Genomic DNA, 18,969 nt, shown 5'->3' on the forward strand with positions numbered 1-18,969 from the left:
GCGCTTGTTTGACGCAACGCCGGATCCAGCAAGTCTGGCGGGTGACGCTCACGGCCCAGCGCTGCAAGAGCGCGGCCCAACTTATTTTTGTTGCCAAGTGTGAATGCCACACGGTTCGCGGACGCACGCAGCATACAAAAATCCGCCACGGGCGTATATTGGAACGGCGTCGGGCAATTCCTGCCGGGCGTTGTTCAGGCCGAGCTTTGAAGGAGGTCCAGATGATACCAATCATGAAAAGTCTGATATGCCGCTCATTGATCGTTGCGCTAATCACACTGTCTTTCCAGACAGCACAGGCAGGGATGATCGGGGCTGATCAGGTCGCTGCCAACGCACCGCCTGACCGCGCCGCGGTGCTGAGCATACTCAGCCGCGCCGACACGGCAGCCCAACTTCGGGCCCAAGGCATTGACCCAACGATGGCCCGCGAGCGCGTCGCGGCCATGACGGACGAAGAAGTGCAGACCCTGGCGGCCACCAACATCGACACGGCCCCGGCCGGTGGCATGAGCACCGCCGCAGGCGTGCTGGTGGTGGCGCTGATCGCCGGCCTCGTCTGGTACTTCGCGTTCCGCAAATAAAGCGCGGCGAAAGCCGCGGAGTGATGCATGCCTGATCTCCGCGCTTTGATGATGGGCTTGCGCACATGCCGGCGCGCGGGTATTGCGGGTATTGGCTGCCTGTTGCTCGCCCTCGCCGGCTGCGCGCAAATGGTGCCGCAGACCATGGCGCTGCGCACGGGCTGGCCTGTGGGCGTGGCCCGGCAGGTCGAACTGGCCGGCGTTCCCTTTTTCCCGCAAGAGGAGTACCAGTGCGGCCCCGCGGCGCTGGCGACCTTGCTCAATCACGCGGGCGTGACGATCACGCCCGAGGCGCTGGTCGAGCAGGTTTACCTGCCCGCGCGCCTGGGCAGCCTGCAAGCCGAGATGCTGGCCACGCCGCGGCGCTACGGCCAGGTGCCCTACCTGCTCGAGCCTCGCTACGACGACCTGTTACGCGAGGTGGCGGCTGGCAATCCGGTGCTGGTCTTGCAGGACATCGGCCCTGTCATGACCCAGTGGCATTACGCGGTGGTGGCGGGCTTTGACTACCCCGCCGGCGAACTGCATCTGCGCTCGGGCATGCGCAGGAGTCAGGCCCTGCCCTTCACGCTGTTCGAGCGCACCTGGATGAAAAGCGGCTACTGGGCCATGGTGACCGTGCCGCCCGACCGCATTCCCGCGACGGCGACCGAAGCCCGATGGCTGGCGGCCGTGATGGCGATGGAAAGAACGGGCGACGGAAAGGCCGCTACCCTGGCCTACGCCGCGACCCTCAAGCGCTGGCCAGACAACCTGACTGCCAGCATAGGCCTGGCCAACCAGTACCATGCCGCAGGCGCGCTCAAAGAGGCCGAAGCGGTGCTGCGCGAGGCCTCGACGCGCCACCGACAGTCGACCGTGGTTTTGAACAACCTGGCCCAGAACCTGTCCGACCAGGGCCGCCAACAGGAGGCACTTGCGCAGATCGACCAGGCTCTGCAGGCACAGGGGCCATTTGCGGCCGAGGTGCGTGAAACCCACCGGCTCATCTTGCAACGCCTGGCTGCCCAGCAGCCTCAAGGTGCGCGAGCGGGGTCGGATTCGAAGTAACAGGGAATGGGGTTGAACTCCCCTTCATGCCGCATCCAACAGCCGCATCACCGTCCTCGCGTTCCTCTGCCCCTGATCCTCGAAGTTGTTGTTGAACACCACGTGCATCGCGCCGACCCGCTTGGCCAGCTCGCGGATGCGAGGCACCAGCGCCGCGAGTTCCTGGTCCGGGTAGTCGTAGTTGAAACGCTCGGACGACGCCGCAAGCCCTTTCTGGTTCCAGGTCTCCTGGTTGCGTCCGTGCAGCCGCAGGATGGCCAGCGCGGGATTGGCCACCTCCCATACCGCCGGCACGCTGTTGGCAAAGCCCTGCGGCCCGTCGACCACCACATGGATCACGTTCAGATCCCGCTCGAACGCGAGCGTGGCGGCGGCATGCTCTCCTTCGAACCAGGTGCGGTTGCGAAACTCCACCGCCAGTGTGTGCCCGGCCATGGTCTGCACGCAGCGCGCCACATGCTCATGCCCTTCGCGGTTGCGCACAATCCACGGCGCAAACTGGAAGTGCACGGCGCGCAGCTTGCCCGCGGCGTTCAGCGGCGCCAGCGCCTCGATGAAGCGACGCCACAGCTCGTCGCGAATCTCGGCGGGCATGTCGCGGTAATAGAGCAGCTTCTTGCGGCTCAAGGTGGCGCTGGCAGCGATGGCGGCCTGCAGGTCCTTGTGCAGCACGGTCGGCGAGGTTTGGTGCCCGGTGAACAGCCTGAACGCCTTGACGTTGAACACGAAGCCTGCCGGCGTGCGCTCGGCCCACAGCTGCGCGGTGCTTGCGCTGGGCATGGCGTAGTAGCTCGAATCCACCTCGACCAGGGGAAACTGGCTCGCGTAATAGTGCAGCCGCGCCTCGGCGCTGCGCGCTTCCTTGGGATAAAAGCGTGCGCAACCGATCAGGCTTTTGTCGGTCCAGGAGGCAGTGCCAACCAGGATGGTCATGGGAATCAGGATCGTGGAATGGCACTCGGCCGCCACAATGTTTTCATTGGGAGTATCCTTCAAAAGAGAGATATCCAGTGCGCCAACCACTGGGACACTGGGAAGTGGAGGTCCACATCATGGACGTGCGTGAAGGCTTCATCGGCAGCATAGGCAACACACCACTGATCCGGCTGGCAAGGCTCAGCGCCGAGACCGGCTGCGAGATCCTCGGCAAGGCGGAGTTCCTGAACCCGGGCGGCTCGGTCAAGGACCGCGCGGCGCTCTACATCATCCAGGATGCCGAGCGGCGCGGCGCGCTGAAGCCAGGCGGCACGGTGGTAGAGGGCACCGCCGGCAATACCGGCATCGGGCTCGCCCATATCTGCGCGGCGCGCGGCTACCGCTGCGTGATCGTCATTCCGGAGACGCAGTCGCAGGAAAAGATGGATCTGCTGCGCGTGCTGGGCGCCGAGGTACGGCCGGTGCCGGCCGTGCCGTACAAGGACCCCAACAACTACCAGAAGATCGCCTCCCGCCTGGCGCAGGAGATGGACAACGCGATCTGGGCCAACCAGTTCGACAACCTCGTCAACCGCCAGGCCCACTATGAAACCACCGGGCCGGAGATCTGGCGCGACACGGGGGGCAAGGTGGACGCCTTCACCTGCTCCACCGGCACAGGCGGCACGCTCGCCGGCGTGGCGCGCTTTCTCAAGGAACAGAACCCTGCTGTGCGCAGCGTGCTGGCCGACCCCTACGGCAGCGCCCTGTACAACTTTGTGAAGACCGGCCAGCTCACGGCGGAGGGCAACTCCATCACCGAAGGCATTGGCTCCAGCCGCGTGACCGCGAATCTGGAGGGCACGCCCATCGACGACGCCGTGCGAATCAATGACCAGGACTGCGTCGCCATGGTCTACCGCCTGCTGCGCGAAGAGGGCCTGTTCGTGGGCGGTTCCACCGGCATCAACGTGGCGGCCGCCGCGTGGCTGGCCCGCCAGTTGGGGCCGGGCCACACCATCGTCACCCTGCTGTGCGACCGCGGCGGGCTGTATTCAAGCCGGCTGTTCAATCGCGCCTGGCTAGCGGAAAAGGGATTGGCGCCGCAGTGATTCAGTGATTGAGCGCATCGGGGGGCGGACTCCAATCACCTGAAACGTCTCCCCGATGCCCGACGCTATGCCCTATATCTTCCCGGCTGCCAGTTCAAGCAGGCGCTGGCTGGTTTGGCTCCTTCACCCTCTGGGGGAAGGCGGGGATGGGGGCTCTGTGCGCCTGCACTTCTTTCAAACAAAGCAGGTGCGGTTGCTATGCCTTTCGGCCTGTTCTGCGTTGGTTAACGAAGCGTTACCTCGCGAGCCCCCATCCCAACCTTCCCCCAGAGGGTGAAGGAGCAAAAACGGGCAGCCTGAGCGTTCAGACGGCTGGGCTCGGACTTGTGCATAGCGACCATGCCCTCACCCCATATGAAGCCCGAAATTTGGGCCAACTTCCAGCCAGGCGCACGCCCCGCTTCCGGCTGCCAGCCAGGCCCTGCCCCAAACCCGGCTGGGCTGGCCACTCTAGCCCGTTAGGTCGCGCTCACTAGGGAAAACCCGCATCATGGCGCTACCTTTCTAGCTACCTTTCTAATTTCCCAGCTTCAACCCATCCCAAGGAAACACCATGAGCGCCAAAAATCTGTCCATTGTTGCCGGCAACCTGATCGAGTCTTATGGCAATACGGCCAAAAACGTGATTGATGCCTACCGCGCTGGCGGCGAGCGCGTGGTCAGCCTGCTGGAGCAGCGCTGGAACCGCGCGCTGGAAGAGTCACGCCCGCAACTCACGGCTGAAACGGTCGAAAACGCATCGGCTGCGCAGCTGGCTTTTAGCGCCTGCTACGCCAAGGGCTTGAGCCTGACGACCAACGGCGCACAACACGTGGTGAGCCAATTGGTCAAAGTGCTGGAAGGTGGCGTAGAGCGCGTGGCCGCCAACGCCAGTGCATTTGAAGAAAAAACCGGCGTGACCGCCCTGAACGTGCTGGCCCAGGCCACGGTACCGGGCGCCGAGGCGCTGACCAGGCTGGCAACGCAGATCGAACAGAAGACGGCGGAACTGGCCAGCAAGATTGCGGGCGGCAGCGTGGTGACTGCCAAGGTCAAGCGAACGTCTACCTTCAAGCAGCGGCGCACCGCCAAAGCCGCCTGAGCCAGCGAAACCGGGCCAGGGCCTGACTCCCGTTCCATGCCAGCGCCCACCGGCGCCCATCAACCCAGGTACTTCTTGAGCGGTTCCCAGTAATTGCTGTGCCAGCCGGTCTCCAGGTGCTCGCCTGTGCCGTCCGGAAAGCCGGCATGGTCGACGACAAGCAGGGTGCCCGCACCCTGCGCCTTCAGCACGAAACGAACCACGGAATAAACGCCGGCGTCCCAATTGGCCACCCGCCAGGCCTGGACGATGCGCTCGTTCACCATCAGCTCCACATGGCGCCCCACGATCATGCCGCCAAAGCATGAAAAGGCGCCGCCTGCCTCGCGGCTGATCTCGGCCGGCACGCCGGTGAGCGCGCTGAACTGCTGGCTGTCGGTCAGCGCGCTGTAGACGCGCTGCGGGCTGGCTGCGATGACGATTTCCTGATGGATGACATGAGACATGGCCACACTCCAATCCGTCTCTCGATTGTGGGGAGCGTCGCAGGCTTGTCAAGCTGGCTGCAGCGGGTAGCCGAACCAGCCCTGGAAAGCTGCCCACGCCCGCTGCGCAAGGGCTACCATTCACCTTCGCTCCTTTCGCGCATTAACCTTGCCGCAACGCCCGCCCATGCCCCAACCCGATTTCAGCCCCGCTGCCGACCGCAACAAGCAGCCCATCTTCAACATGCTGCGCGAGCTGCTGCCGGAGCGCGGCAGTGCGCTGGAGATTGCCTCGGGCACTGGCCAGCACGTGGCCTGGTTTGCCGCTGGCCTGCCGCACTGGACATGGCAGCCCACCGATGCCCGGCCCGACGCGCTGGACTCCATTGCAGCTTATGTGGAGCAGCAGGGCCTGACGCAGGTACGCCCGCCCTTGCTGCTGGACGTGATGGCGCCGCGCTGGTTGCCAGACGACGAGAAGTTCGACCTGATTTACTGCGCCAACATGCTGCACATCGCGCCCTGGGCCACCTGCCCCGCATTGATGCAGGGAAGCGCGCGACACTTGGCACCGGGCGGTGTGTTGATTACCTACGGGCCCTATCTGGAAGATGACGTGCAGACCTCGGAGGGCAACCTGGCGTTTGACCAAAGCCTGCGCGCACAAGATCCCGCCTGGGGCATCCGCCGGCGTGAAGACGTGGAGCAAGAGGCTGCGCGCGCCGGGCTGAAGTTATCGTCGCGGCACGCCATGCCCGCCAACAATCTGTTGCTGGTGTGGGCCAGGGCCTGAAACCGGGGGCAAATGCTGCGCCCTCCGCAAACCCCGCCGCAAACCAGGCCGCAAACCACGCTGCTCAGCCGCCCGTCAAAGCCACATAGGCCGCCCGCGTATCGGGCCCCACAGCCGCCAGCACCTGCGCATACGTTGTTTGGTGCCGCGCCATCAAGCGCGCAGAAGCCACCGCTTTCGAGTTGCAAAACCAGTGGCAGGTGTGCTGCATCAAAAACAGCTCGGCAGACAGCGTGAAGGCCTTGTCCCGGGGCGTGCGGTTCAACGCGTTGCTCGCCGCCTGCATGAGGCCGTGGGCGTGGATGGCGAGGGCCTTGCGCAGGTCGAACGTGGCCTGGGGGAACAACCTGGCGGCGTAGGGAATGGCCAGGGGGAGCGTGCTGACGCGGGTATCTGCGGCATCCAGCCTGGCAAACTCGGCGCAGAACTTGTTGAATTGCTCGCACAACTGGGTTTCGGTCGAGTCGAGGTAGCGCCAGATCTGCTCGCGGCGCTCCAGATCTTTCTCGCCCAGTGCGCGCAGGTAGCCTTCGGCCAGGGTCTCCATCAGCTTTTCAATCTGGTAGTTGCCCAGATGACTGGCCAGCAAAACAATGCGTTTGCGTTGCTCACTTTTCTTGAGCAAGAAATAAGCCACTGCCAACAGCAGCACCAGGGGAAGAAGTTCCATCGCGACGTTCAGTTTTCTTGTGTGAAGGGGTGAATGGGTAAAAGGGGCAAGGCAAGGGCGGCAGGATCAGACCTGTTCAGGTTCAGGGCGAACGGGCCGCATTACCCGGTCGGCCTAGCTTAAACCACTGGACGGACCTGTTTCGATGCACGGGAACGTTTTGTGTCAAGGCAGGGCCGGCGTTTTGCGACCGGTGGCGGCGGGAGCGGCGGGAATGCAGCGCAGCTGGGTGAACCCTCACAACCAGCGCCTGACGCGGGCCCGATAGTCGGTGTAGTGGCTGCCAAACAGGGCGGCCAGCGCTTTTTCCTCAGGCTTGATCTGAAAGCGGGTGATGTAGCGCACAAACACCGGCAACCCCAGCACGGCCCAGGCGCAGGACAAATGGGCAGCCCAGGCCAGCAGCATGAACACCAGGCCCACATACATCGGGTTTCGGGTGAACCGGTAAACACCCGAGCTGACCAGCCGGGAGGATTTGTCGGGCCGCAGGGGGTTGACGGTTGTTCTGGCACGCCGGAAGGCGAGGATGCCGGACATCTCAAAGCCGGCGCCGATCAGCACCAGCGCCACCACCACGGCCATGCGTACAGCCGCGGGGGTGTCGATGCCCGGTGCAATCAGCGACACGCCCCACATCGCACTGCCCACCAAAACAGCTACCAGGGGTGGCGGAATCCTGAGTTCAAGGTTGGGCATGTGAAGACCGATGGACAAAATGACAGATTGACCGGGCACCGGAGCACCCCAGACCGCCATCTTCGCCCATTGGCCCTCCAAAGAGGCTTCAAGGGACTTTAAAAAAAGAGAAGGGGCACAAAGCCCCAACCCGCGGTGAATCGCTGCGGGGACAACAGCCCGCCCCGTGCCATCCTTCCCTTCTCCCCCACTTCCCACTTCCCACTTCCTACTCCCTACTCTCCACTTCCTGCCCAGTGACAGCAAAAGTGATTTTTTAAGCCGCCAATCAGCGCGCCATCTCCTGCGCAATTCGCCGCTCCACTTCGCCCAGGCCAAAGCTGGTGAGGTCCAGGTCTTGCAGGTAGGTCAGCAGGCGCGTGGTGGCCGAACCGAGTTCGCTTTCGAGCTCGCCCAGGAAAGGGCTGGACGCAAAGATGGCGAGCGAGCGGAAGCTGTCCTGCTGGGCATAGGGCTCCAGGTAGTCGGCCAGTTCGCGCGCAAAGCGCGGATTTTCCTTGTGCTTGGCTTCCATTCGCGGCTGATAAGCCGTGCCACCCATGCCCTGGTCAGTATTTTCGCGCCCCATCCTGTCGTCGGCCAGTTCGCTGACCTTGCTGCGGCCTTGCGGATGCTCAAAGCTCTTGAGGACCACCATGGGGCTGCCGCGGTCGTGCGACAGCAGGCGGGCGTGCGTAGCGTTGGCAATCAATATCCATTCTGGCTTCATGATCGTGTCCGTCAAGGTTAGGGGTACCCCAGGTTGTCATTGATTTCACGATAGCGCAGGTCTTCCAGAGCGGATTTGATGCGCGCCAAGAAAACCTGCGAATGCGGGGGCATGGCCAGGGTCAGCGCGCCACCAGCACGGGCAACGCCGACTCGGCCACCACCCTGTTGGCCACGCTGCCCAGCATCAGGCGGCCGAAGCCGGAGCGCCCGTGCGAGCCGACCACGACGAGGTCGGCGCCCTCGTTTTCGGCGGTCAGCAAAATGCCACGCGCGGATCCGACCTCCTCCACCATGCGAAGCTCCACCGCCAACTGGTCATCACCCCGCCCGGCGATCTCCATCACCCTGGCGTGGGCTTCTGCGGCCCGGGCCTGCGCGGCCGCCATGTAGGCATTAAAGCCGTAAGGGTTGGTCTCGCCCAGGCTCAGGTAAGGATAGGGGTCGATGACAAACACCGCCGTGAGCTTGGCGCCGTGTGTGCGCGCAAGACCGACAGCCAGTTCGGCGGCATGCTCCGAGGCGGCGGAGCCGTCAGTAGCCAGAAGAATGTGTTTGAACATGGCGGGCCTCGCTTTTGAAAATGGCGGGCAGGCAAGGCCCGGCCAGCAGATGATTTGATGACACCGATTTGATGATGCAACCGGGGGATGGACGGGCCTTTGATCCGCGTCAAACTCGCTGCAATTAGTAGGTGGTAAGTGGTAAGTGGTAAGTGGTAAGTGGCAATCGGGCAATTTGGCATTTGGCGGGCCGTGGTCGGCGGGACTTGCGCCCGAGCCAGCCGGCCACACCCGTCGAAAAGCGGGGGACGCGCTTGAAATGGGTCGCCACGGCCCCAAGGTGCACGAATATGACTGAATCCCTGCACATCGTCTGCCCGCACTGCCACACCACCAACCGCGTCCGCGCAGACCAGCTCGGCAGTGCGCCGAATTGCGGCAGCTGCAAACAGGCGCTTTTCACCGCGCATTCCGCCGCGCTGGACGAAGCGGCTTTTGACAAACACATCAGCCGCAACCAGATTCCGGTGCTGGTGGATTTTTGGGCGCCGTGGTGCGGGCCCTGCCGCCAGATGGCACCCGGCTACGAGCAGGCTGCCGCGCAACTGGAGCCCAGGGTGCGCGTGGCCAAGGTAGACACCGAGGCCGTGCCCAACCTGGGCGCACGCTTCAACATCCGCAGCATTCCCACGCTGGCGCTGTTCCAGAACGGCCGCGAGGTAGCGCGCCAGGCGGGCGCCATGGGCGCGGCGGACATCGTGCGCTGGGTGCAGTCCAAGCTGCGCTGACGGCGGCCAGTACGGCCAGACCGGGGTTTTCTCAAGGGGGAGATCAGGGGGAGATGCCCACCGACTCATCCGTGGCCAGGTAGCGCTTCAGCAGGTCAAAAAAGCTGTCATAAAACGCATCGGAGGTGATGGTCTGGCTGCCCACCTTGACCATCGCATCATTGCTCGAACTGAAGGGCAGCGAGAGCGAGCCGATCGCCCCCACCCCCACGCTGGCGGAGTTGTTGCTCTTTTTCAGGGCATAGCTGTCCTGCAGCGCGGTGACAAAACCCAGGCTGATTTTTCCGTCAGAGCTCTCGGGCGCGCACACCACCCGGATCATCATCTGCAGGTGGGCCTCGGGCTCGGGCTGGAAGCTCTTCTGGCCCTCCACCAGGTCGGCCCTGACGGTGTTGATGATGTAACCCTGGCTCAGCAGCGCCCGTCGCGCGGCCTCGCAGGTTTGCGCGGGGGTGGCGTCAAACAGGCGGGAGTACGTCGCGGTGGAACCGAACTTTTCCTGCAGCGGGAAGGCCTTCACAGGGCTTGCGCACCCTGCCAGCAGGGCTGACAGGCCGCAAAGGCCCAGCAGCAATGGCACCAATGGAGACATCAATGAAGACACCAATGGAGATTGACGGTAAGTCAGGCAAAACGGCTTCACAGGTAAAACACTCCCCAGCATCAACATTTCTACAGGTTCATCAGGCATCATCACCCATGCTGACACACCCAGACATATTCAGGCGATTTTAAAAACTTCGCCGACGCCCTCACAGCACCCTAAATCATTGACCCGGCGCAAACGCACGGTTTACACCCAGACTGTCGTAGGACGTTTCCACCGCCTTCGGGCCGCACGGCCCATGCGCTACTATTTTGATAGCTACCTGCCGCCGTGGTTCGCCGCAGCTACTCGGCAAGAGCCTCTTCTATTTCAGAAAATCGCTAAAGTAGGCCTGATGGAGCCCTGCTACATCCATTACAAACGCAAACACCACGCCCGGGGCCTGGCTGCCGGCGCGCTGGCCGCCTTGCTCGCGCTGGCCGCCTGCACCGAGGCGCCCAGCTGGCAAAAGCTGCTGGCGGCAAAGATCACCCAGCAGTATCCGGCGTACACCGTGCAGCCGACACCTGACGGCAACTTGAAGGTGGAGCGGCCGGGGCTTGCGACCGTGCCGGTGGATGTGGACGCCATTGCCCGCTTTTGCCAGCGCGGGCCGCAGGACTGCAACTACGCGACCGACCAGATGCTGCTGGCGCTGCGCTAGTGTGGTGCGCTCGAAGTTCCAGAACCTATGGGGCGCCGGCAATGGTGGCGTCTGCGGATGTCGAACTCACGCTCCCGGCCAGTTGCTGCCGGTGGCGACCGGCGACTGTCGGGCGACCACCCAGTGCAGTCACGGCCGACCTGGCCTGCGCGTCCGCCTCGGCGTACAAATTACAAGTGCGCTTCGGGTCCGCGGCCAACCAGCGATGGCGTCAGAGATGGGCCGCTCGGGGACATCCGCCCCGCGGCGCGGCGCGTCGAGGCGAACGCACTCGTGCCCAGCCACCGCCATAGGTCTTCCGCGTCGCGCCTCGCCCCATCAACACGGATCTCGTGCGACTGAAGGGCCTGCTGAGGCGTGCGGTCACCCGCCCACACCTCGGTCAAAGCGCGCACGGAAGCATCCACCACGAGCGTCAGCTCGCGCCCTGGGTCGTCGCGACACAGGTCGGCCACGCCGTCCTCCACGACGAGCCACCAGGCGCGCTCGCGAGCCCGTGCGTCGCGGAACTGGAAGTGGATGACCACGGGCCGGGACGGGAACTCCTGGATGCACGCGAATCGGCGCATATCCCACATGAGCAAGCCCGCATCCAGTTCATCGTCGCGCAGGCGGCTGCCAATCCACTGCGCACCCCAATGGCCAAGCGCCATGACAATGGGTCGAAGTGCCTCGCCGGCCTCTGTGAGGCTGTATTCCCAAACCTTGCCGACGGCGTCGCGGCGCACGACACCGAATTCCTCGAGACGTTGAAGCCGCTGCGCCAGCAGGCTGGTGGACATTCGCGGTACGCCGCGATGCAGCTCGTTGAAGCGCTTGCTGCCGCACAGCAACTCGCGCACAACCAGCGGCGTCCAGTGCTCGCACAACACCTCGGCACCCCTTGCAACGGTGCAGAACTGACCGTAGGTTTTTTCCATCGTATCGTCTCCAGAGCGTAAACGCTTCAGATTCTGGACTAGTCTGGGCGCCCAGTCACGCGCAAGCTGTCCATGTAGGGCACGTCTGCCCGAGAAAGAACGCCATGACGAGGATTGCCATCATTCAGCGCCCACCGGCCTTGCTCGACCGTGGCGCCACCATCACAAGAGCCGTGCAATGGGTCGCCGAAGCAGCAGCGGCAGGGGCGTCGCTGATCGTCTTTCCCGAGTCGTTCATTCCGGGTTACCCGTCCTGGATATGGCGACTCGCGGCAGGAAGGGATGGCGCCGTCATGGGCCAATTGCACGCCCGCTTGCTCGCCAACGCGGTTGACGTCGGCGGCGGCGACTTGGCTGAACTGTGCGAGGCCGCCCGCGCCCATAAGGTGACGATCGTGTGCGGCATCAATGAGCGAGATCGGGAGCGTGGCGGCGGGACGCTCTACAACACCGTCGTTACCATTGGCACCGACGGCAGGGTGCAGAACCGGCACCGCAAGTTGATGCCAACCAACCCTGAACGCATGGTTCATGGCTTGGGCGATGCGTCCGGGTTGCGCGTGGTCGACACGCCTGCCGGCCGGATCGGCTGCCTCATCTGCTGGGAGAACTACATGCCGCTGGCGCGCTACGCGCTCTACGCCCAGGGCGTGGAGATCTACGTCGCGCCCACCTACGACAGTGGGGACGCCTGGATCGGCACGATGCGCCATATCGCGCTCGAGGGTCGGTGCTGGGTGGTCGGTAGCGGCACGGCGCTGCGTGCCAGTGACGTTCCGCAGGACTTCCCGGCCCGCGCAGAGTTGTTCCCCGATCCCGAGGAATGGATCAACGACGGCGATTCGGTGGTGGTCGATCCCATGGGGAAGGTCGTCGCGGGCCCATTGCGCCGAGAGGCCGGCATCTTGTATGCAGAGATCGATACCGCGCGCGTCGCGCCGTCACGCCGAACGCTCGACGTCACCGGGCACTACGCGCGACCGGACATCTTCGAGCTACAGGTGCGTCGCGCGCCGGTGACACCCGTGCGCTACGTTGACGGGTAAGCGCCGCGCGCCCAGATTGATTGCAGGACCAGCCGACCCGTTCCGTCGCTCGAACACTTGCCAGGATGGCGGCCGGCAACCGGCAGTAAGACCCCAAATTTCATCACTCTTCCTGGAGATGACTCATGGCTATCAAACTTACACGAATGGACGGCGGGACAGTGGACCTTTCGCCGGAGGTCCTGCAGTCGTTCAAGGCCGCATTCAAAGGCCAGGTGCTGACTGCGGATGACCCGGAATACGAGGAGTCGCGCAAGATCTGGAACGCGATGATCGATCGTCGCCCTGGCCTGGTGGCTCGCTGCACCGGGACGGTCGATGTCGTGCAGGCCGTTCGGTTCGCGCGTCAGCACGGGCTTCTCAGTTCCGTGCGCGGCGGCGGCCACAATATCGCAGGCCTTGCGGTCTGCGAGGGCGGCCTCATGATCGACATGTCACCGCTGAGAGGCGTTTGGGTCGATCCAGTGCGCCGCACGGCTCGCGCGCAAGCCGGCTGCACACTGGCCGAGGTCGACCGCGAGACACAGCTGCACGGGCTCGCAGCCGTGCTCGGTTTTGTTTCTGCCACCGGGATTGCAGGCCTCACCGTCGGCGGCGGATTTGGCTACCTCACGCGTCGCCACGGCTGGACCTGCGACAACGTGGTCTCGATGGAAGTGGTGACCGCCGGCGGCGACGTCTTGCGTGTGTCTGCGGACGAGAACGAGGACCTGTTCTGGGCGCTGCGTGGCGGCAGCGGCAACTTCGGAATCGTCACATCGTTTGAGTATCGACTCTTTCCCGTCGGCCCCGAAATCCTGGGAGGCGCGATCGCGTGGCACGGCGACGACGCCCAGCAGGTTCTCGACGCCTACCGTGAGTTCAGCGCAGGGGCGCCGCGCGAATTGACCAGCGTGGCTGTTCTGCGGATTTCGCCGCCGGCACCTTGGCTCCCGAAGGATGTGCACGGCAAGCCGATCGTCGCCATCTTCGTCTGCTACTCCGGCAAGGTCGAAGACGGAGAAGCATTGATCGCGCCGCTGCGCGGGCTGGGTCGGCCAGTGGCCGACATCATGACGCGTCGGCCCTATACGCAGATGCAGAGTCTGCTTGATGCCACGCAGCCCAAAGGACGGCGCTACTACTGGAAGTCACACTACCTGCCAGGCATCGATCGTCAGACCATTGACGTCGCCGTGGAGCATGCGGGCCGAATTCGATCGCCCCATTCGGCCATCCTCCTGTTCCAGATACAGGGTGCGTTGGGCGAGCTGCCTGCCGGGTATTCGCCGGCAGGCAATCGAGACGCGGCCTATGTGCTGAACATCGCTGCCTCCTGGGAGAAGCCGGGCGATGACGACATCAATGTCAAGTGGGCGCGCGACTGCTTCGAAGCGACGCGCTCCTGCTCGACAGGCGGGGCATACATCAACTTCCTGACTGAGGACGAGGGCCAGGACCGCATCGAGGCCGCGTACGGCCGATCCAACCTGGACAGACTCGCGGCGCTCAAGCGCAAGTACGACCCCGAAAACTTCTTCCGCCACACAAAGAGTGTCTCTGGTTGAACTGATAGCCAGTCAGCTCGACCCTCTCGGGCCAAGCTGCCTGGCTTGATGGCTTCATGCCTTCTCAAAGCTTCCTAGCCACGTCCACGGCGGTTGTGCATCATGCGCTCCACCTCCTGGCGCAGTGCGGTCAGTTCATCGCGCAGCTGGCGGCGTTCCTGCTGGGTCACCACACCGTCAGACTTGAAGGCGGCCTCATGGCGTGCAATGCGGCGCTCGCGGCTGTGCAGCCTGTCGGCTTCACGCTGGGTGATGCGGCCGGTGCGCACGCCCTCGTCAATGCGCTCGCTGATATTGACCTGGCGATTGTCGATGCCGGGGGTACCGGGATTGCCGGGGTAGCCGGGCTGGCCCACCACGTCGCGGTTGGCAATCAGGCGTTCAACTTCAGCGGTCAGGGCGCTGAGGTCGGCCCGCAGTTGCTGGCGCTCCTGGGGTGAGACGTCGCCGTTGGCCCTGAACTGGTTTTCGCGCATCTGGATCTCGCGGTCACGGCGGTAAAGCGCCTGCGCCTCCGACGGTGTGATGCGGCCCGAGGCCAGGCCTTCCTGGATGCGCGCGCTGATCGCAGCCTGCGTCTGGTCAATGCCGGGCGTGTAGGTGCTTTGCGCCATCACCGGAGCGAGGCCCAGGCTGGCAAACAAGGCGGACGCCAGTAGCGAGAGGGTTAAAAGTTTCGATTTCATGGGATCTCCTGCTTTGGATTGGATAACCGACAACTCGAATGGCCATTTGCAGCCGCTGGCATTTCAAACCAGGGTCGGCAAGCGGCTGTGGGAGCTGCTTTCTGAATCGCTGCGTTCCGGGGTTCTGTTATCGGGATCTTTGATTCAGTGCGTTCATTGTTGGCCTGCATTTGTGAACGCCGTGTAAGGAAAACGGAGATTTACCCGGTATTTACGTCGCGACTTCAGTGGTATCCAAATGCACTTTTGACCCATAAAGTGACCGCAAAGGTCGGGGTGCGCCGGCCCCGGAGGTGATGCGCCAATGGAGATGTACCGGGACAGGCGGCCGGCTCAGCCAGGCGGGTCGGCCTGGCGCGTTGCCTTGAGCTCGCGCAGCTCATCGTGCAGGCTTTTCACCTCGGCGCGCAGTGCGCCGATGGCGTGCATCAGGTCGCGTTCGATTTGCCGCTCTTCGGTTTCAACAAACATGGCCGCCACGGAGGCCGTCACCAGCGACAGCACGGCCAGGCCCAGCAGCACCACCAGCACGGCAAATGCGCGCGACAAATCGGTGCTGGGAACAATGTCGCCATAGCCGACGGTAGCGGCCGTGGTGAAGGCCAGCCACAGCCCGTCAGCCAGGGTGACGACGCGCGGCTCGACGATCCAGAAGCCCACGCCGCCCAGGCCCAGAATCAGCAGGCACAGCACCAGCGAGTACCTCACGCCGCGGCGGGTGACAAGATGTTTGCGATGTTGCCAGTTCATCATGGAGGCACTGTACCGCAGCACCGGCTGCCCCCGTGTTGCGCTGGATCAAGGGCGTAGTGTGGTGTTGCACCACACTAGCGCGCCACCCCCAGCAGGTGTTCCAGCAGCTGCGGCTGCTCGCGCAACTGCCGCGCGGTGCCGGCATGCACTACGGTGCCGCGGTCGAGCACAACAGCGCTGTCGGAGATTGCCAGGATGGCCTGCGGATGCTGCTCGACGATGATGGCCGACAAGCCCTCTTCGCGCGTGATGCGGCGAATCGCCCGCAGCAGCTCTTCCACAATGATGGGCGCCAGGCCTTCGAGCGGCTCATCGAGCAGCAGCAGGCGCGGGTTGAGCACCAGCGCGCGGCCCACCGCCAGCATCTGCTGCTCGCCGCCCGACAGCTGCGTGCCCAGGTTGGTCTTGCGTTCGGCCAGACGCGGAAACATCTCGTACACCCGCTCCGGCGTCCAGCGGCCCGGCCGCGCCACGGCGGTCAGGTTTTCATGGACGGTCAGCGACTTGAAGATGTTGCGCTCCTGCGGCACCCAGCCGATGCCCACGGCCGCACGCTCATGCGAGGCCAGCTTGTGCAAAGCCAGCCCGCCCAGTGTGATGCTGCCGCCGTGCTGGCGCGTGGCGCCGGCCAGCGTGTTGATCAGCGTGGTCTTGCCGGTGCCGTTGCGCCCCAGCAGCGCCAGTGTTTTGCCTTCGTCCAGCGCCAGCGAAATGTTGTTGAGCACAATCGCCTCGCCGTAGCCGGCGCTCAGTCCTTCGACTTTAAGAAGTTCACTCATGGTGGGCCTCCTCGCCATGGCCCAGGTACACCGCCTTGACTTCGGGATCGTTCGCAATCTGTTCCGGATCGCCTTCGATGAGCACCGTGCCATTGACCAGCACCGTCATGCGCGTGGCAAAGCTGAACACCAGGTCCATGTCGTGTTCGATCAGCAGCACCGACACGTCGGCCGGCAGCGCCGCAACGGTTTGCAGCAGTTCCTCGCGTTCGCCGGCCGGCACACCGGCCACGGGCTCGTCGAGCAGCAGCACGCGCGGCTCGCAGGCCAGCGCAATCGCGATTTCCAGCAGGCGGCGCTTGCCGTAGGCCAGCACACGGGTGGGCTGGTTCATCACCTCGGTCAGGTGGAACTGCTCGAGCAGCTGCTCGCAGCGCGCGGCCACCGCGTCGCTGCGGCCCAGCGACTGCCACCAGCGGGCACCGAGGCCGTGTTGCTGCGAGACCGTCAACGCCAAAGTCTGCAACGGCGTCAGAGAGTCGAACAGCTGGTTGATCTGGAAGGTGCGCACCATGCCGCGCTGCACGCGCTGGTGCGGGGCCAGCTGGGTGATGTCGTTGCCGAGCAGCGTGATGCGCCCTTCGGTGGGTTGCAGCACGCCCGTCAGCAGGTTGATCAGCGTGGTCTTGCCGGCGCCGTTGGGGCCGATGAGCGCATGGCGCGCGCCCTTTTGCAGGTTCAGCGTGACGTTGTTGGTGGCCGTGATACCGCCAAAGCGCATCACCAGGCCGCTGGCCGACAGCACAGTCTGGTCGGTTTGATCGGTTTGATCGATTTGATCGGTCTGGCCGGTGCTCATGCCTTACTCCTCTTGAACCAGGTCCAGGGCCGCAGCAGGCGCTCGCGCCCGACCAGCACCAGCACGACGAGGAACAGGCCAATCCAGAAAGTCCAGTACTGTGGGGTGATGGCCGACAGGATGTCCTGCATCAGCTTGAACACCACCGCACCGGCAATACCGCCATACAGCCAGCCGACGCCGCCCACCACCAGCACCAGCATCACGTCGGCCGAGCGGTGAAAGTCAAACACGTCCAGCGAGGCAAAGCCGGTGGTCTGCGCCAGCAGGCCGCCGGCCGCACCGGCAACCCCGGCCGACACCGTGTAGATCACGGCCAGGCGCGCATGCACCGGAATGCCGATGGCCATTGCGCGCAGCCGGTTGTCGCGAATCGCCATCAGGGTGGCGCCAAACGGCGAATGCACCAGGCGCCGGGCGAGCAAAAAGAGAACGAGGCCGACACACAGCGAGTAATACGCGGCGGTGCGGCCCGACAGGTCAAACTCGAAGCGGCCCAGCAGCGGCCCCATCAGCACGCCTTGCAGGCCGTCGGCCCCGCCGGTGAGCCAGTCAAGCTTGTTGGCCAGCTCCAGCAGGATCAGGCCCATGCCCAGGGTGACCATCAGGCGCGTCAGGTCGCTGCCGCGCATGATGGTCAGGCTGCAGGCGGCGCCCATCAGCGTGGAGACCGCAATCGCCACCGCCAGCCCGACCAGCGGATCGGGCATGACCAGTTTGGCGAACAGCGCAGCGGCATAAGCGCCCAGGCCAAAAAATGCCGCATGCCCCAGCGACACAATGCCGGTGAAGCCCAGGATCAGGTCCAGCGAGATGGCAAACAGCGCGACGATGGCGATTTCATTGATGATCAGCGCATGGCTGGACAGCAGCAGCGGCGAGGCAAAAGCCAGCAGCCACAGCACCGGCTCCCAGGGTTTCCAGCGCGAGGCATTCAGCAGGGACTGCCGGACCGGCAGGAGTGGTTTGTTGTTCATCACTTGCCGCCTTTGCGCACAAACAGGCCTTGCGGGCGCCAGATCAGGATCGCAATCATCAGGCTGTAGACGATGAAGGCGCCGAGTTTGGGGATGTAGTACTTGCCGGCCACATCGGCAATGCCCAGCAGCAGCGCGGCCAGCAGCGGCCCGGTGATGGACGAGGTGCCGCCGACGGCGACCACGATCAAAAAGTAAATCATGAATTTCAGCGGGAAGGTCGGGTCCAGCCCCAGCACTTCAGCGCCCAGCGCGCCGCCCAGCCCGGCCAGGCCCGAACCGACCGCAAAGGTGGACAGGAACACCACGTTGACATTGATGCCCAGGCCGGCGGCCACGCGCTGGTCATCCACTGAGGCGCGCAGACGGCTGCCGAAGCGTGTGCGCGCCAGCACATACTGCAGCGCCAGTGTGAGCGCCGCGCACACGGCCACGATGAACAGGCGGTAGTGGCCCATACCCAGAATCCACGAGCCGCTGCCGATCTCGGTGCGACCACGCAGCCAGTCAGGCAGCTGGATGATCTGCTGGGTCGAGCCCATGAAGTAGTCCATGCTGGCCACCGCCATGAAGGTCAGGCCAATGGAAAACAGCACCTGGTCCAGGTGCGGCCTGGCGTACATCGGCCGGTACAGCGTGCGCTCCAGCACCCCGCCCAGCAGCGCCGCGCCCGCAAAGGCCAACGGCAGGCACAGCAAAAATGGCACGCCCAGCCGCTGCATCAGCAGCACGGTGATGTAGCCGCCCACCATGGCAAACGCGCCGTGCGCCAGGTTGACGAAATTCATCAGGCCCATGGTGACGGCCAGGCCGACCGCGAGCACAAACAGCAGCATGCCGTAGGCAATGCCGTCAAAGAGGATGGTGAGCATCAGTGATGGTAG

At 64.2% G+C, this 18,969-nt stretch carries 23 protein-coding genes; 9 read left to right on the forward strand and 14 right to left on the reverse strand.

Going from position 1 to position 18,969, the window contains the following annotated elements; genetic code table 11:
• The first annotated feature begins 233 nt into the window (after positions 1–233).
• On the forward strand, positions 234–584 hold the full coding sequence (locus AC1DUR_RS14615; RefSeq protein WP_477719568.1) for a PA2779 family protein: 351 nt from the start codon (positions 234–236) through the stop codon (positions 582–584).
• A gap of 27 nt (positions 585–611) precedes the next feature.
• Positions 612–1,634, forward strand: coding sequence for a PA2778 family cysteine peptidase (locus AC1DUR_RS14620; protein WP_477719569.1), 1,023 nt, complete (start codon positions 612–614; stop codon positions 1,632–1,634).
• A gap of 24 nt (positions 1,635–1,658) precedes the next feature.
• Here the strand turns inward: AC1DUR_RS14620 and AC1DUR_RS14625 are convergent, their stop codons facing one another.
• Complete coding sequence (locus tag AC1DUR_RS14625; RefSeq protein ID WP_477719570.1) at positions 1,659–2,630, reverse strand: DUF72 domain-containing protein; 972 nt, start codon at positions 2,628–2,630, stop codon at positions 1,659–1,661.
• A gap of 56 nt (positions 2,631–2,686) precedes the next feature.
• Here AC1DUR_RS14625 and AC1DUR_RS14630 point away from each other — a divergent pair, with 56 nt between their 5' ends.
• Complete coding sequence (locus tag AC1DUR_RS14630) at positions 2,687–3,661, forward strand: cysteine synthase A (RefSeq protein ID WP_477719684.1); 975 nt, start codon at positions 2,687–2,689, stop codon at positions 3,659–3,661.
• 553 nt (positions 3,662–4,214) lie between these two features.
• Entirely contained in the window at positions 4,215–4,742 is a 528-nt protein-coding gene (locus tag AC1DUR_RS14635; protein WP_477719571.1) for a hypothetical protein, read from the forward strand.
• Positions 4,743–4,801: 59 nt separating this feature from the next.
• On the opposite strand, the gene AC1DUR_RS14640 is transcribed toward AC1DUR_RS14635, so the two are convergent.
• Positions 4,802–5,188 (reverse strand): SRPBCC domain-containing protein, encoded by a 387-nt coding sequence (locus AC1DUR_RS14640; protein WP_477719572.1) that lies wholly within the window; start codon positions 5,186–5,188, stop codon positions 4,802–4,804.
• A gap of 166 nt (positions 5,189–5,354) precedes the next feature.
• Between AC1DUR_RS14640 and AC1DUR_RS14645 the strand changes: the two genes are divergently transcribed.
• Positions 5,355–5,960, forward strand: coding sequence for a DUF938 domain-containing protein (locus AC1DUR_RS14645; RefSeq protein WP_477719573.1), 606 nt, complete (start codon positions 5,355–5,357; stop codon positions 5,958–5,960).
• 64 nt (positions 5,961–6,024) lie between these two features.
• Here AC1DUR_RS14645 and AC1DUR_RS14650 read toward each other — a convergent pair whose 3' ends face one another.
• The 4 genes from AC1DUR_RS14650 to AC1DUR_RS14665 all read right to left on the reverse strand — a co-directional run bounded on the left by AC1DUR_RS14650 (position 6,025) and on the right by AC1DUR_RS14665 (position 8,600).
• Positions 6,025–6,630: a hypothetical protein gene (locus tag AC1DUR_RS14650; protein ID WP_477719574.1), complete on the reverse strand. Its 606-nt coding sequence runs from the start codon at positions 6,628–6,630 to the stop codon at positions 6,025–6,027.
• A 237-nt stretch (positions 6,631–6,867) separates the two neighbouring features.
• Positions 6,868–7,329 carry a methyltransferase family protein gene (locus AC1DUR_RS14655; RefSeq protein ID WP_477719575.1) on the reverse strand — a complete coding sequence of 154 codons (462 nt, stop codon included), beginning with the start codon at positions 7,327–7,329 and terminating at the stop codon, positions 6,868–6,870.
• Between the two features lie 268 nt (positions 7,330–7,597).
• Entirely contained in the window at positions 7,598–8,038 is a 441-nt protein-coding gene (locus AC1DUR_RS14660; protein WP_477719576.1) for a host attachment protein, read from the reverse strand.
• Positions 8,039–8,159: 121 nt separating this feature from the next.
• Positions 8,160–8,600, reverse strand: a complete 441-nt coding sequence (locus AC1DUR_RS14665; RefSeq protein ID WP_477719577.1) for a universal stress protein — start codon at positions 8,598–8,600, stop codon at positions 8,160–8,162.
• Positions 8,601–8,890: 290 nt separating this feature from the next.
• Between AC1DUR_RS14665 and trxC the strand changes: the two genes are divergently transcribed.
• Positions 8,891–9,328: a thioredoxin TrxC gene (gene trxC / locus AC1DUR_RS14670; RefSeq protein ID WP_477719578.1), complete on the forward strand. Its 438-nt coding sequence runs from the start codon at positions 8,891–8,893 to the stop codon at positions 9,326–9,328.
• Positions 9,329–9,371: 43 nt separating this feature from the next.
• Here trxC and AC1DUR_RS14675 read toward each other — a convergent pair whose 3' ends face one another.
• The gene (locus AC1DUR_RS14675) at positions 9,372–9,920 is read right to left on the reverse strand and encodes a DUF2242 domain-containing protein (RefSeq protein ID WP_477719579.1); all 549 of its coding nucleotides are present in this window, start codon (positions 9,918–9,920) and stop codon (positions 9,372–9,374) included.
• Between the two features lie 253 nt (positions 9,921–10,173).
• Between AC1DUR_RS14675 and AC1DUR_RS14680 the strand changes: the two genes are divergently transcribed.
• Positions 10,174–10,578, forward strand: a complete 405-nt coding sequence (locus AC1DUR_RS14680; RefSeq protein WP_477719580.1) for a hypothetical protein — start codon at positions 10,174–10,176, stop codon at positions 10,576–10,578.
• 170 nt (positions 10,579–10,748) lie between these two features.
• Here the strand turns inward: AC1DUR_RS14680 and AC1DUR_RS14685 are convergent, their stop codons facing one another.
• Positions 10,749–11,498, reverse strand: coding sequence for a winged helix-turn-helix transcriptional regulator (locus tag AC1DUR_RS14685; protein ID WP_477719581.1), 750 nt, complete (start codon positions 11,496–11,498; stop codon positions 10,749–10,751).
• A gap of 104 nt (positions 11,499–11,602) precedes the next feature.
• On the opposite strand from AC1DUR_RS14685, the gene AC1DUR_RS14690 reads away from it, so the two are divergent.
• Together AC1DUR_RS14690 and AC1DUR_RS14695 are read left to right on the forward strand one after the other, a co-directional pair.
• Positions 11,603–12,544, forward strand: coding sequence for a carbon-nitrogen hydrolase family protein (locus tag AC1DUR_RS14690; RefSeq protein WP_477719582.1), 942 nt, complete (start codon positions 11,603–11,605; stop codon positions 12,542–12,544).
• 125 nt (positions 12,545–12,669) lie between these two features.
• Positions 12,670–14,091, forward strand: coding sequence for an FAD-binding oxidoreductase (locus AC1DUR_RS14695; protein ID WP_477719583.1), 1,422 nt, complete (start codon positions 12,670–12,672; stop codon positions 14,089–14,091).
• Positions 14,092–14,165: 74 nt separating this feature from the next.
• Here AC1DUR_RS14695 and AC1DUR_RS14700 read toward each other — a convergent pair whose 3' ends face one another.
• The 6 genes from AC1DUR_RS14700 to AC1DUR_RS14725 all read right to left on the reverse strand — a co-directional run bounded on the left by AC1DUR_RS14700 (position 14,166) and on the right by AC1DUR_RS14725 (position 18,957).
• Positions 14,166–14,777 carry a hypothetical protein gene (locus AC1DUR_RS14700; RefSeq protein ID WP_477719584.1) on the reverse strand — a complete coding sequence of 204 codons (612 nt, stop codon included), beginning with the start codon at positions 14,775–14,777 and terminating at the stop codon, positions 14,166–14,168.
• Positions 14,778–15,110: 333 nt separating this feature from the next.
• Positions 15,111–15,530: a potassium channel family protein gene (locus AC1DUR_RS14705; protein ID WP_477719585.1), complete on the reverse strand. Its 420-nt coding sequence runs from the start codon at positions 15,528–15,530 to the stop codon at positions 15,111–15,113.
• Between the two features lie 74 nt (positions 15,531–15,604).
• Complete coding sequence (locus AC1DUR_RS14710) at positions 15,605–16,309, reverse strand: ABC transporter ATP-binding protein (protein WP_477719586.1); 705 nt, start codon at positions 16,307–16,309, stop codon at positions 15,605–15,607.
• A complete protein-coding gene (locus AC1DUR_RS14715; protein WP_477719587.1) occupies positions 16,302–17,108 on the reverse strand; it encodes an ABC transporter ATP-binding protein in 807 nt (268 codons plus the stop codon). Before AC1DUR_RS14715 ends, AC1DUR_RS14710 begins: the two co-directional genes overlap by 8 nt.
• Complete coding sequence (locus AC1DUR_RS14720; RefSeq protein ID WP_477719588.1) at positions 17,105–18,085, reverse strand: branched-chain amino acid ABC transporter permease; 981 nt, start codon at positions 18,083–18,085, stop codon at positions 17,105–17,107. The genes AC1DUR_RS14715 and AC1DUR_RS14720 overlap by 4 nt, the downstream gene beginning before the upstream one ends.
• Positions 18,085–18,957 carry a branched-chain amino acid ABC transporter permease gene (locus AC1DUR_RS14725; protein WP_477719589.1) on the reverse strand — a complete coding sequence of 291 codons (873 nt, stop codon included), beginning with the start codon at positions 18,955–18,957 and terminating at the stop codon, positions 18,085–18,087. Before AC1DUR_RS14725 ends, AC1DUR_RS14720 begins: the two co-directional genes overlap by 1 nt.
• Positions 18,958–18,969 lie beyond the last annotated feature (12 nt).

Source organism: Polaromonas sp. P4_F4, from assembly GCF_056401355.1.